A 14,271-nucleotide genomic window follows, 5' to 3' on the forward strand; every position below is an offset into this window, starting at 1 on the left:
ACTTTTTATTGACCACAGTTTGTTTTTTCTTTGTCGTTAAAGAAGTAGATACATGCTATATTCAATGACAGGTTTCGGCAGGGCAGAAGCTACCATCAACAGCCGACAGGTGATCGTAGAGATGAAATCTTTAAATGGTAAACAATTTGAAGTTGGGCAAAAGCTGTCTCCCATACTACGTGCTTACGAACTGGATATAAGAACGCTACTAAGTCGCTCTTTAAAAAGAGGGAATATAGACCTGACCGTTAGCATTAAACAAGACGGCGCTACAAGACCAATGACGGTAAATACCGAATTAGCGGTTTTTTATTATCAAAGTATGCAGCAAATAGCAAAAAAGCTGAGCATAGCCGAGGATAATATACTATCTACACTTATGCGCATGCCAGAGGTTGTAGCCACAGAGCAAGACATGCTGCCTGAAGAAGAATGGGAGCAAGTAAAAGCGCTTATAGAAAAAGCGGCTGCCAACCTGATGGAACATAGAAAAAATGAAGGGGAAGCACTTTATAAAGATATGCGCACCCGCATTAGCAATATAGAGGCCCTATTGGAAGATATCATACCTCTTGAAGCAGAAAGAACCGAAAAGGTGCGTACTAAACTCAACAATTCTCTCACAGAGATGTTGGGCAAAGATAAAGTGGATCAGAACCGTTTTGAACAGGAAATGATCTATTACTTAGAGCGTATCGATTTCTCAGAAGAAAAAACAAGATTGAAGCAACACTGTATCTACTTTCAGGAAACCGTAGAAAAAGATGATGTGATAAAAGGCAAAGTGCTTGGTTTTATTTTACAAGAAATAGGTAGGGAAATAAACACTCTAGGCGCTAAGGCTAACCATGCGGGCATACAACAATTAGTCATCAACATGAAAGATGAACTAGAAAAAGCGAAGGAACAAATATTGAATATTCTATAAGTATACATTTACTCCATGCAGTCAAAACATATTATACTATCATTACTAGTTACCATCCTGTTGTTGTCTGGTTGCCTACCCTCTCCATATTATCAGAAGGAGTATAATGTGCCTAATAATGCTTGGGATTATGACTTCGACCCTTCTTTCAAGTTTGAAATAACTGACACTACAGCACCCTATCATTTATATTTTATCATCAGGCATACTGATGCCTACCCTTATTCAAACATATGGGTATGGATCAATACCAAACAACCTAACGATACAACCTTCCAAAGATCTCGTATTGAAATACCCCTTACCGATCATAGTGGTAAGTGGTTTGGCAGAGGCATGGGAGAAATTTGGGAACAACGCATGCCCATCACTCGAAACGATAAGCCCATGATATTTAACCAAATAGGCACTTATGAAATTCAGTTTGAACAAAATATGCGTATTAATCCCCTATCAGAAATTCTAAATATTGGCCTACGTGTGGAAAAGGATACAAAGCGTAACTTTAGTACACAGTAACTAACTGGTGCACTATGCGTTATTTTACTACCGTCCACTTATTACTACTAGCATATATTATATCAGCTATTCTGTTTTGGGGCTTTAGCCTACAACAGCAAAGCACTCGTATTTATGAGCTAGAAAAATCCATATTAACTGCAGAAATAGACAGTAATGTAAACAAGGCACTCTATGACAATAAGGTTGCCGCGCTTGAGGAAACAAAATCTTCCAGAACCAAACAATACTGGGGAGAAGGTTCTACCTTCTTGATCATTATACTTATTGGCGCTGCTGTTGTTTATTCTTCATTTCGTAGAAGTATGAGACTATCTCGACAACAGAACAATTTTATATTAGCGGTTACCCATGAACTCAAATCCCCAATTGCAGGTATAAAACTTAACCTGCAAACACTAGAGCGTCATGAACTACCGAGCGATAAAAAGAAAATGCTTATAGAACGTTCCGTATTTGAGGCGAATAGGCTTAATGATTTGTGTAATAATATGCTAATGGTATCGCGCATAGAAGGCAGACAGTACAAGGCCGCAAAAGACAACTTTAACTTATCCGAATTAGTAGCAGATAGTTTGCACGACTATGCCGACAGATACCCAGACCGCTTTAAGCTGAGTAACTATGATGATAAATATGTTACAGGAGATAGAACATTGATACAAATGGCAATAAACAACTTATTGGAAAATGCCATAAAATACAGCCCTGCTGGTACAGAGATAGAATGTGTGCTATCCACTAAGAACAACTATGCTGTAATAGAAGTAAAAGACCTAGGTATTGGCATACATGAAGATGAAAAAAACAAAGTCTTTAATAAGTTTTACAGAGTAGGTAGAGAAGAGACTAGAAAGACAAAAGGTACAGGACTAGGGTTATATCTTACTTCAAAAATAGTGAAGCAGCACAAAGGCAAAATAGCTGTGAAAGACAACGAACCTCAAGGAAGTATATTTGAGATATGCTTACCAATGACTACTTAGTAGCCTTACTAGGAGGTGCTTTCCACTTAAATGTTTTTCTATGATATGGCGAGCTACCATGAATTACTAACTCTCGCCTGTGCTTTATTGTACCATAACCCTTATTACTATCCCAACCATACATTGGGTACTGCTCATGCATAGACATCATGCATTCATCCCTATGCGTCTTGGCCAATATACTTGCTGCAGCTATAGACATATATAAGGAATCCCCCTTCACAATACACTGGTGTGGTATGCCTAAATAAGGTGCAAACCTATTACCATCTATTAGCAATAATTCCGGGGTTGTTTTTAGTGTTTCTATTGCTTTATGCATAGCCTTGAAGGAAGCATTCAAAATGTTTATTTCATCTATTTCATCATGCTCTACCTTTGCCACACTCCACGCTATCGCTTCTTTTTCTATTATAGGTCGTAACATATCCCTATCCCTTTCCGCTATTTGCTTACTATCATTAAGTAACTCATGATAAAATCCTTCTGGCAAAATTACAGCAGCTGCAAATACAGGACCCGCTAAACAGCCTCTACCTGCTTCATCGCAGCCTGCTTCTATTACTCCCTTTTTAAAATGGCTTTTCAGCATAGGAGCACAAAATAAAAAAAAGGCCCTAAATAGGGCCCTTCTGTATATAAGGGATAAGAGAGAGACTCTTTAAAATTCTTAGTCTTGAGTAGCAGTGTATACTACATCTACAGTGTAAGTACCTGCAGGGTAAGCGAAACCAGGAGTAGCTTTGTACTTTACAGAGAAAGTTTGGTTACCACCACGGTCACCGTCAGTGATCAAGTCTTGGTTAGAGCTAGTCAAAGTGTTGTAAGCAGAGCTAGAGAAGTTAGCACCGATGCTACCACCAGTATTGTTAGCAGAAACCATCACTCCAAGAACACCAGAAACAGGCATTACAGGAGCAGGAGAAGTAGAACCACTGTATGAGAAGTTAGCAGCGTTAGTTTTTACTGCAACTGTGAAGTTTTTATTAGAACGAACCTTAAGTTCTTGAGCGCTAGTCTCAACACCGTTAGCGTAGTCATTAACAGTTGTGAAAGGGATAGTTACGTCAGAACCTGTAGCATTACCAGTTCCAGTGAAAGTAATTTCGATAGCGTTGCTCAAAGCTAGCTTTACTGTTTGTGAAGCTGAACTGTTAGCGTTACCCTCGTCAGCTGAAGCTGCGAAACCTAGAGAAACTAATGCTGCGATTGCGATGATCTTTTTCATAATTGTTGTTTTTGTTTGTTTGTGATTGTTGTTTGTTCCTTTGATGATGTAAAGATGCAACCGCGATACAGATAAGAGAAAAAATAAGGCTATGTTAACCCTACGTTTGCAACTGGTTAACCACCGTTTAACAAATGGATTTGATGCTTTAAATAAGAAAAGCAGCCCCGTAGGGCTGCTATGTATATCATTATAGGGCTAGGGGCAGGATTATTTGGTTTGCATGTCTAGAGATATATCTTTCATGGCTTTGATACCCATGATTTCCATATACTGCATGGCGTTGGTACTATTTTTACCATCCATACCACTTTGGTACATAGGTACCAAGTTACCTTTAAACTGTGCGAAGGCGTTCCATTTCATTTCTTCAGCTTTCAGCCAAGCATCTAGCTTTTGTTTCAAGGCACCGTCGGCTTGCATCACTAGGCGTTTTTTAGCCGCTTCACCCTCACCTTCAAGAATCGCTTTCCTTTTTTCCAGTTCAGCGGTCTTTACATCCTCCTCCGCTACCTTACGACGCATCTCTGCCTGGGTGATTTGTTTTGCAGCAATAACCTCTTGTTCCCATTTAGCTTGTGCAGCATCTGCTTCACCCTCTTTTTCTACTGTTAGAGCACGCTGTTCAGCTTCTTTTGCTTTTGCCATAGCGGTTTGCACCTCCATTGTTGCTTTACGCTGTGCTTCTATCTGAGACTCTACCTTCGCATCATATACAATACCTTCAATAGCAAAGTTGCTTAGGGTTACTCCATAATCTACTAATGGAGATATCTCTTGTCTTAGTATATGCCCAGTGCTATCATATTGTACTTCAACGATGGTGATTGTTTTTTCCTGACCACTTATTGGGTCAACAGTTTTCACATCTTTCTGTATAGTTTGATATACACCTTTATTGGCTTGGTCTTCTATAAGCTGTATCAAGTAGCTACGCTTTTCAGCATAAGACTCTTTTGAGCTCATCAACGGACCTGTCATATATACGGCTTTGCGCACATTGGTTTCTATTAGTTCTTTTTCTATTGCTTCTTGTGAGCCATAGATACTGTGTAGTTCAATCATTTTAGAAGTCTCCAATGGTAATTTATAACGAGCAGATCCACTAATAAAAGCTTCACCAGCATCGTTCCAGCGTGCCTTAATAGCACCTGTACCATTTACTTTTTTACCCTCGTCGTTGTTAAACCAGAATTGAGCAGACTTTTCATAATGTGTAGCCTTACCAAACCACTGGCCTACCCATCCGGGTTGTGTATATACTGATAACTTACCAGTAATAGGCGCTTGAATGACTACGATCTGTCCAGCATCCACATCTTCAAATAATGCATTGATAGAACCTAAGGTTACTAGGAGTATTACGGCTAGCATAACACCCCATATTTTCTTACGTAGTGATACTTTTTTAATTCTTTCTTTCATTTAATAAATATTGTTTTAGTTAGGTTGATTAGTTAATAATATTGTTATAGCTCACTGGCCTTATCTATTCGGTCCAGCTTTTTCTTTTGTGTTTTTATAATGTTCTTCACGTTTTTGTATTGTTCTTTAGCTTCCTGAGCTTTATCGTTCAGGTCGTCATATGGTGTTTCTGCTTGAGGGATAACAATATCATCCCTGCTACCTTTGGTGAACAACCAAAACAAACGCAGCTCGCTAACGAACAGAGGCAGTATTATTTGTGTTACTAGTAGTAGCGATACTGCCGTACCGAGCACTACTACTATCATAGCTTTTAGCATATACATAGCATTTAGCAAAGTGAATAAAATAGAGATATGACCATTGAGGCAATACTAAGGCTGGTACACAAGCGTATTGCGGCTAGTGCATCACATACATATATGTGGTAGATAGTTGTTGAACCGAAGAGTTGATCTTCAGTTATAATTTTTTGCTAGGAAATTAGTTGGAGTAACTACGTGTATATGTAAGACTATATTGACTGTAGATAGCCAATAGGAGAAAGCGAATATGTAGTTACGGCGGTTTCATAATAGGGCAAATATACTAAAAATTCTCTATCGCAACAAATAAACTTTATGACGTTTATGTGTCATTTACGGAAATGCTTGTTGCATCTATATTTCCTTAAAATTGAAATACAAAAAAGGAGTCTCCTTAGAGACTCCCACTTAACCTATCACCATGAAAATTTTTCTTAGTCTTGAGTAGCAGTGTATACTACATCTACAGTGTAAGTACCTGCAGGGTAAGCGAAACCAGGAGTAGCCTTGTACTTTACAGAGAAAGTTTGGTTACCACCACGGTCACCGTCAGTGATCAAGTCTTGGTTAGAGCTAGTCAAAGTGTTGTAAGCAGAGCTAGAGAAGTTAGCACCGATGCTACCACCAGTGTTGTTAGCAGAAACCATCACTCCAAGAACACCAGAAACAGGCATGATAGGAGCAGGAGAAGTAGAACCACTGTATGAGAAGTTAGCAGCGTTAGTTTTTACTGCAACTGTGAAGTTTTTATTAGAACGAACCTTAAGTTCTTGAGCGCTAGTCTCAACACCGTTAGCGTAGTCGTTAACAGTTGTGAAAGGGATAGTTACGTCAGAACCTGTAGCATTACCAGTTCCAGTGAAAGTAATTTCGATAGCGTTGCTTAAAGCTAGCTTTACTGTTTGTGAAGCTGAACTGTTAGCGTTACCCTCATCAGCTGATGCTGTGAAACCTAGAGAAACTAATGCTGCGATTGCGATGATCTTTTTCATAATTGTTGTTTTTGTTTGTTTGTGATTGTTGTTTGTTCCTTTGATGATGTAAAGATGCAACCGCGATACAGATAAGAGAAAAAATAAGGCTATGTTAACCCTACGTTTGCAACTGGTTAACCACCGTTTAACAAATGAAAAAGCCTCGCTAATAGCGAGGCTTCGTAGTTATACATAGTAAAGACTATTACTTTATCAGCAATACTTGCCATGCTGCATTTATATCTCCAGCAGCTATCAGTTCTTTAGCGTATTTATGAAGTTCTTCCGTTCTAACGTTATCATCAGTGGCGTGTTCTGCAATTATCATGTTTGCTTTTGTATCTACAAAATCTGCTTCTACATGCGGGATGCTTGTACAGTTACCTAAAATACCCAGATCGTTTCCACTAAGTACTTTGCTGTTCTTTATCATATCTGGCAGGGCATCTACACCTACTCCCAGATCCGTATTGGGTTTTGCCACTTCGAAAACTGCATTACCTGATGCTCTGCAATAATAATTGGCACCCATGCGGGCTACTAGATCTATTTTATGAGGGTCTATATTTCCTTGCTCATCCAACACCTCATCATTTACATGCATACATAGCACCTCACAAATGATAAGATTACCTGCTCCACCTTCTTCTCCTGTAGCTATCACCTCATTTACCCTACACTCTATTTGCACTGGTGCTTCTTTCACCCTAAATGGTGCCACCATATCCGAAGCAATAGGCGTTAAACCACTTTTCTCAAACTCATTAACGCCGTCAGGATATTCACAACTAGATAAACTCATCTGTTGTACAATATCATAATTCACTATATTAATAACTACCTCTTTTGTTGCTATAGCATTTTCTAAAGTATGCTTAATAGTATTGTTACGCACTCTTCTGGCAGGCGAGAATATTAATATTGGAGGCTTGCTCCCGAAAACGTTAAAGAAGCTAAAAGGAGACAAATTAGGATTACCATTTTCGTCTATTGTACTGGCAAAACATATAGGCCTTGGTGCTACAGAACCTAAAAGGTAACTATGTAATAAACTTGTTTTTATTTCTCCTGGTACGATTTTCATATTCCGAAAGCTAATTTGTTGCTAGAAGGGCAAAATAACAATCTAAAATGTGATTATCACATATAAGGTGTTGATATGGCTATAAAAAATAATCGCAGCACATGAAAGATGCGCCGCGATTTTTTGCCGTTTACCTATGTTTACTCCTATGCTCTCAGGAATATGCTTCAATTAAGAAGCTGATGTAAAAGTATAATAGCTTTTGAATACTGAGAACTCAAATAAGACGAAACGGGAAATAAATAGGATGAACAGGAAAAGACTAACTAAGGGTTAATAATCCTGTAAGGAATGCATACCCCGGTGTCATCCCACTCTATTCTTATAGACGAAGCGTTAATGGTATATACTAGTTTTTCAGAAGTATACTTTAGCCTATATGAAGGCACTGAAGCCTTTAGTAGATCCTTGAGTTTATATTTCTCATACTCATAGGCTCCCCATTGACCCAACTGGGCATTAATAATGATCAGCCAACTATCTTTAGATGGAATAGTAAATAATGTATATCTACCTGCTTTTATGAACTCTCCTGCGAGTTCACAGTCTTTTTGGAATACAATTTCTGTAGCCTCGTTAGCACCCGTACGCCATACGGAATCATACGGTACAAGATTACCGAATATAACCCTACCTCTTTTTGATGGCTGACCATAGGTAATCTCAATATGCTCTCCTTCTGCAACAGCTTTTGGGCTAAGCAATTTTTTCTCCTGCCCCGCAACAGAACTATATATAAAGATTAAAGCGATAAATGCCGAGAGAAAATGCTTCATTATACCAACTAGTACATCTTAATAACTCAAAGTTATTGCTTTTAGTACACTATCAGTAAAAAATAACTTGCTACTCTACAGACTCATATTTTTTTACAAACAACTCTAAACCAGGCTTGTCTATAGTAACATAAGCTGTTTTTTCACCAAACAGGTTAATAATATGGTCGTCTTTCAAGCGTTGAGACAATGTAGCTCTGGCTATATAAATACCCGGCTTAACATCACTAGCTACAAATGTTGAGGTATCATCATCATGTTTACGTGCCGGTATAATATCCTTACCGTTCACATTATGCAGGGTAACAATTGCTTTACTAAAACCTTTTTGTTGAAGCTCATTTTTCTCATCATCAAACAAACCACTAAAATCAAGCTTAAGGTCAATATCCACCTCCTCTATTTCAGCATCATCACCTTTCTTTTTCTCAACAGGTTGAGGCGTATAATCTTTATTCATCTCCTCTAATATATCCCTATCTGTTATCACCTTTTCAGCTACTACTTCTTGCTTAGGTGCTACCGTAGTTGGCGTCATTTGCTTTACAACAGGTTGCTCCACTACAGGAGAGATAGCTGGCTGTACATACTTTATCTCTTCTTTTTGAGCACCGTTAGTTCCAGGAAGCAATAGTTGCTTTACCTTATCCAAAAAGCCCATTACCCTACCTGAGTATAAGCCTGCTATAAATGCAAATACTATAACCCCTTCATTAGCATCTATGTTTAGTGTAGTATTATTTCTAAAATAACTATACGCCAACACTATAATAATTGCAGAAAATGGTGCATAGAATATTTTAGCAATATGATAGATAATATCATTGGGATTAAAGCCTCTTCCATTTTCTCCTTGTTTTCTCACTGCATTCCCTAAAGAGAATAATAGGCTACAAATAACACCTATGATTACCCAGAATACTATTTCTACATATGCTAACATCCCTGTCAACCAGAAATATGACTTTACTTTTAATTTATAATCAGTTAAGAATATTCCTACATCACTAGGACCGAATGTTTTGATATAATCTTTGAGTAACTCAAGCTGCCCCTCCGATACTTCTTGTTCAAATTCGCTATTTACATATAGCAAAGCTTTTTCTGTTCTGCAATTCAAATCGCAAGTTGTGGCTACTTCACTATTATCCTTATACTGCTGCGGTGCTGTAGTCGACTCTGACAATGGGTAATCTTCCTGCTGCAAATCTTCATCCGCTTTACTAATATTATCTTCTGTATTTGCTAATGGTAATGTAGATGACGACCCGCGTAATATTGTATTAAGCTGCCTAATTTGCACCTTATTGAAGCTTACATATTCGCTACCACTATAGCCTGCTGAAGAATGTGCATATAGATATACTGCCACCCATAACACAAGCATCGCACTCAAGAAGGCAAACCATCTTTTAGCGTTCCAAAAACTTGCATTAAACGGAGTAGTCGAGCTAACCTTTTCTGATGAATTGGTTACCATTTGTCTTCTTTTAGAGATTTAATCATAGTTAATGATATCTCCTTATTTCTCTATATGCGGAATGTGATCTAGTGCCTAATTCCTTATTTTATGTAATATACAACTGAATTGTATTTTATGAAGGAATTATTTCTCCAGCACTACGATATACAAAATTAGACTAATATTTTGACAACTCAAACAATAGTGCCTCTACCACCAGCAATTATGACAATACTTAACATAGCAGTCAACACTTTACAAATTGTCATATATTAAAATGTTTATAACATGTGTATTTCACTTTATCATAACACAGTCATAATCATTTCGTAACAACATTATAGGTAACTTTAATATAATTAAAACTACATATCTATGATCTGGCGTACGTTTGATGGCTCGGCACTAAAACAACCTGTAAAAGAGGCGGTAGAAGAGGCTATAATAAGGGAAACTGAAGCTGGCTATAAGCTGAAAGTATGCATTGGTACTGACTCGCAAGTAAGAGGTAAGGAAACCGAGTTTGCCACTGTAATTGTTTTTCTAAGAGAAAAGAGAGGCGGATTCATGTTCATCCAAAATGAGAAAACAAAAGTTCCTTACAGCATTAAAGAGCGCATGCTGGTAGAGGTGGGCAAAAGCATTGATATAGCTTATCAACTATGCGATCTCTTTAATACCTATGATATAGATATGGAGATACATGCAGATATCAATACCAACCCTCAGTTTAAAAGTAATGAAGCTTTAAGAGAGGCTACTGGCTACATATTGGGTATGGGCTTTGCTTTCAAGGCAAAACCGGAAGCATTTGCCAGCACTAGCTGTGCCAACAAAATTGTCAATTAGCTTCTTTCTCATGACCTTTTAATGACAGTACTGCATTAATCTTACTCTTTAGGGTTTTTTAATCATTAAAAACGCCTATAAACCTGTCTTTTACACCGTTTTGCCCGTCTATTTATTAGCAAAATAGCTTACATTTACTAACGCTTATCTACAAATATTTAGTGTATTATGATGCTACGGTGGCTGATTTATAGCATAGTTTTTTTTTCTCCTTTAATATCCCTTGCACAAGGGCCTAATGCCTCTCTTGAATTTATAAAAAATGAAGGGCAATGGGATGGCCCTTTCAAGTATAAGTCTACAACGGGTAATGTATCGGTTTTTTTAGAGCCTACAAGCTTTGTGTATATACTGGGTGCAACTCAAAATGCTGATATATTGCGAGACTATAAGCATGGCAGAATAAAAGAAGCACCTGTTCTTAATTTTCACCGATATGAAGTAAAAATGCTGGGTGCAAACTCTGAAGCTGAAATAACAGGTACTAAACCACAAAATCACTATTATAATTACTTTCTTGGGAATGACTCTACAAAGTGGAAAAGTAATATCCACCCCAACTTGGCAGTAGATTATGCCAATATTTATCAAAATATAGACCTACACATTGCCTCTGCAAATACTAAGATCAAATACGACTTTATAGTAAAACCTAATGGTAAGCCCAATGATATTAAACTGGAAATAAAGGGTGCTGATGATATTAGGGTAAAAAATGGGAAGCTTATTATTACTACTTCCGTAGGTACTGTTGAAGAACAAGAGCCATACGCTTACCAATATAGTGATGGTGTGTTGAAAGAAATTAGCTGCAAATACAAGCTAAAGGATAATATTATTACTTATCATTTCCCTAAAGGGTATGATGGAACTCAAAACCTAATAATAGACCCTACAGTAGTATTTTCTACTTACACTGGCTCTACAGCCGACAACTGGGGTTTTACTGCTACTTATGATAATCAAGGCAACTTTTATGCAGGAGGTGCGGTAGATGCTACACTAAATGGCGCTTACATTACAACAAATGGCGCTTTCCAAGTAAACTTTCAGGGTGGAGGAACAGGTGGAGGAAATGACACTTCATTTAGATGCGACATGGCCATTACCAAGTTTAATGCCACTGGCTCTGCTTTGATATACTCTACCTATATAGGTGGTAATAATAACGATCAACCACATAGTATGATCGTAGACCGTAGCGGCAACTTAATCATCGCTGGGCGCACATACTCCAATAACTTCCCTACTATAGGTGCACCATACGATAACAGTTACAACCTGGGAGCAGATATTGTGGTCGTAAAACTTAATGCGGCAGGTTCTGCCTTAGCAGCCTCCACCTATGTTGGTGGTTCCGGAGACGACGGTGTAAATATATCATCAGTATATGCCACTGTAAACTCTTCTTTAAAGCATAGCTATGGAGACGAAGCTCGTAGCGAAGTAGTAATAGATGCACAAGGAAACGTATATGTAGCTGCTTGTACTAGATCTACTAACTTTCCTACTGCCAACGCCATACAAACTAACTTGCTGGGCCAACAAGATGCTGTTGTTTTTAAGCTCGACCCGAACCTTAGCAACCTGCTATGGAGCACCTATTTGGGAGGTAATGCCGATGATGCAGCTTATGTTTTAGCATTGAATAAAAGCGAAAGTCATATTTATGTATCTGGCGGAACGGCAGGTAATAACTTTCCCTTCTCACCGGGCACATTATGGGGTAGTTACCAGGGAGGTATCGCTGATGGATTTATTGCTAAATTTCAAAATAGTGGTAGCTACCCATTAGATAGAGCTACTGCAATTGGACGTGGTAGTTACGACCAATGCTATGGTATACAAGTAGATGATGACAACAATGTTTACACAATGGGGCAAACCCTAGGAGGTACTTTCCCTGTTACAGCAGGAGTTTTCTCTGTGCCTAACTCTAGTCAGTTTGTTATAAAATTGGATAGTAATCTTAGTACTAATATCTACTCTACTGTTTTTGGCAGTGGTAGCTCTTCTATTACCAATATTACTCCCGTTGCTTTCTTGGTAGATACTTGTCAGAATGTCTATATATCTGGCTGGGGTAGTAGTACTCTTGTAACAGGCAATCCTACCAACTCTTCAAACATGCCCATACCGGCAAGCAATCCTGCCACTACACCCAACAATATTTTAAAATCTACCAGTCAAAATGGTGATGATTTTTATTTCATAGTGCTTTCTCGTAATGCGACAGCTCAGCTCTTTGGTGGTTATTACGGTTTGGCCAACCTTGGCGACCATGTTGATGGTGGTACTAGTAGGTTTGATGAAAATGGGATCATATACCAAGCTATATGTGGAGGCTGTGGCAACATAGATTCCATGCCTACTACCACAGGTGCTTGGAGTAACACCAATAATAGTAATAATTGTAACCTAGTTGCTTTAAAAATAGCTTTCAACCTTGGCTCAGTAAGTGCGGCCGCGAGTGCCAACCCCTCTACAACTGTATGTGTAGGGGAGCAAGTACAGTTTACAAACAATTCGGCCAATGCTACTATCTACAGTTGGAACTTTGGTGACGGTAGCCCATTAAGTACAGCTACATCTCCATCTCACTCCTATACTACACCCGGTACCTATACCGTTAAACTTATTGCTCGAAATCCCAACGCCTGTTATACAATAGATAGCACTACCCTTACCATTGTGGTAGATACGAACTCGATCAATGCCGATTTCAATACTGTAGTTACAGATAGCTGTGGTCCATACATAGTAAACATTACCAACAACTCTAAGTTTGGCAACAACCCTTCAGCAGCAACGCTTACTTGGGATTTTGGCGATGGCACTAGTTTCACTGGTAATAATCCTAGCACACATAACTACAATCAAAAAGGCACTTATACGATCAGACTTATCATGTCTGACCCTACCTCTTGCAATAAAGTAGACAGTGTCAGCAAAACTGTTAATTTCAACAACATACTGGTAAAGGCCAATATGGAAGCACCAGATCTAATATGTCAACATAAGGCAGCAAAATTCTCTAACACATCAGAAAATGCTACCAGCTACAACTGGGACTTTGGTGATGGCAATAACTCTTCCGACCCTACCCCATCACATATTTATGACTCTGTAGGAACTTATACTATTACTTTCTACGCCAGTAACCCTCTATCTTGCAACAAGGTTGATACCTTCACCAAAACAATAACCGTTAGTGTATTACCTACTGCAGATTTTATACATGCACCTATTATACCAGTTACTAATGAGCCTGTAGTATTTACCAACAGATCGCTAAAAGCAGACACCTATAACTGGAACTTTGGTGATGGTACAGGTAGCCAAGACGAAACGCCACAACCCCATTACTATAAACGCACGGGCAACTATACAGTTTGTTTAACCGCTAGCACTCTAAAAGGCTGTTCTGATACAATTTGTAAAAAAGTAGATGCAGATATATTCCCTCTTGCTGATATACCTACTGCCTTTACACCAAACGGAGACGGTAATAATGATATATTACTAGTACGTGGTTCAGGTATAGAAACCGTCAACTTGCGTATATTTAACCGATGGGGAGAATTGGTTTTTGAAACCAATGAAGAATCTGTAGGTTGGGATGGTAATTATAAAAACAAAGAACAACCTACCGATGCTTATGCATTTGTGTTAAACGTTTCTTTTGTAGACGGTACTACTTTATACAAAAAAGGAAATGTGACCTTGATACGATAG

13 protein-coding genes are annotated in these 14,271 nt (G+C 38.4%); 5 read left to right on the forward strand and 8 right to left on the reverse strand.

The features are described 5' to 3' along the window. Positions 1-52 precede the first annotated feature (52 nt). Genes R2800_11140 through R2800_11150 form a run of 3 tightly spaced genes read left to right on the forward strand, consistent with a single transcriptional unit; the run spans position 53 to position 2,433 of the window. Positions 53-928 (forward strand): YicC/YloC family endoribonuclease, encoded by an 876-nt coding sequence (locus tag R2800_11140; protein ID MEZ5017598.1) that lies wholly within the window; start codon positions 53-55, stop codon positions 926-928. A 15-nt stretch (positions 929-943) separates the two neighbouring features. Continuing rightward, entirely contained in the window at positions 944-1,447 is a 504-nt protein-coding gene (locus R2800_11145) for a gliding motility lipoprotein GldH (GenBank protein MEZ5017599.1), read from the forward strand. Between the two features lie 14 nt (positions 1,448-1,461). Next, entirely contained in the window at positions 1,462-2,433 is a 972-nt protein-coding gene (locus tag R2800_11150; GenBank protein MEZ5017600.1) for a HAMP domain-containing sensor histidine kinase, read from the forward strand. Here the strand turns inward: R2800_11150 and R2800_11155 are convergent. From R2800_11155 to R2800_11190, 8 genes are all read right to left on the reverse strand, one after another. Then, entirely contained in the window at positions 2,426-3,025 is a 600-nt protein-coding gene (locus tag R2800_11155) for a ribonuclease HII (protein MEZ5017601.1), read from the reverse strand. The genes R2800_11150 and R2800_11155 overlap by 8 nt on opposite strands. 78 nt (positions 3,026-3,103) lie before the next feature. Further along, positions 3,104-3,661 (reverse strand): hypothetical protein, encoded by a 558-nt coding sequence (locus tag R2800_11160; protein MEZ5017602.1) that lies wholly within the window; start codon positions 3,659-3,661, stop codon positions 3,104-3,106. A gap of 210 nt (positions 3,662-3,871) precedes the next feature. Continuing rightward, positions 3,872-5,086 (reverse strand): SPFH domain-containing protein, encoded by a 1,215-nt coding sequence (locus R2800_11165; GenBank protein ID MEZ5017603.1) that lies wholly within the window; start codon positions 5,084-5,086, stop codon positions 3,872-3,874. A gap of 44 nt (positions 5,087-5,130) precedes the next feature. Next, the gene (locus tag R2800_11170) at positions 5,131-5,406 is read right to left on the reverse strand and encodes a hypothetical protein (protein MEZ5017604.1); all 276 of its coding nucleotides are present in this window, start codon (positions 5,404-5,406) and stop codon (positions 5,131-5,133) included. 419 nt (positions 5,407-5,825) lie between these two features. Beyond that, positions 5,826-6,383 (reverse strand): hypothetical protein, encoded by a 558-nt coding sequence (locus tag R2800_11175; GenBank protein ID MEZ5017605.1) that lies wholly within the window; start codon positions 6,381-6,383, stop codon positions 5,826-5,828. 187 nt (positions 6,384-6,570) lie between these two features. Continuing rightward, entirely contained in the window at positions 6,571-7,449 is an 879-nt protein-coding gene (locus R2800_11180; protein ID MEZ5017606.1) for a flavin reductase family protein, read from the reverse strand. A 266-nt stretch (positions 7,450-7,715) separates the two neighbouring features. Beyond that, positions 7,716-8,225, reverse strand: a complete 510-nt coding sequence (locus R2800_11185; protein MEZ5017607.1) for a DUF2911 domain-containing protein — start codon at positions 8,223-8,225, stop codon at positions 7,716-7,718. Positions 8,226-8,295: 70 nt separating this feature from the next. Next, positions 8,296-9,705, reverse strand: a complete 1,410-nt coding sequence (locus R2800_11190) for a hypothetical protein (GenBank protein MEZ5017608.1) — start codon at positions 9,703-9,705, stop codon at positions 8,296-8,298. Positions 9,706-10,062: 357 nt separating this feature from the next. Here R2800_11190 and R2800_11195 point away from each other — a divergent pair, with 357 nt between their 5' ends. Together R2800_11195 and R2800_11200 are read left to right on the forward strand one after the other, a co-directional pair. Next, on the forward strand, positions 10,063-10,536 hold the full coding sequence (locus tag R2800_11195; protein ID MEZ5017609.1) for a ribonuclease H-like YkuK family protein: 474 nt from the start codon (positions 10,063-10,065) through the stop codon (positions 10,534-10,536). 168 nt (positions 10,537-10,704) lie between these two features. After that, positions 10,705-14,271 carry a PKD domain-containing protein gene (locus R2800_11200; GenBank protein MEZ5017610.1) on the forward strand — a complete coding sequence of 1,189 codons (3,567 nt, stop codon included), beginning with the start codon at positions 10,705-10,707 and terminating at the stop codon, positions 14,269-14,271.

It is taken from the genome of Flavipsychrobacter sp. (genome assembly GCA_041392855.1).
In the GTDB taxonomy this organism is placed as follows: Bacteria; Bacteroidota; Bacteroidia; order Chitinophagales; family Chitinophagaceae; genus UBA5543.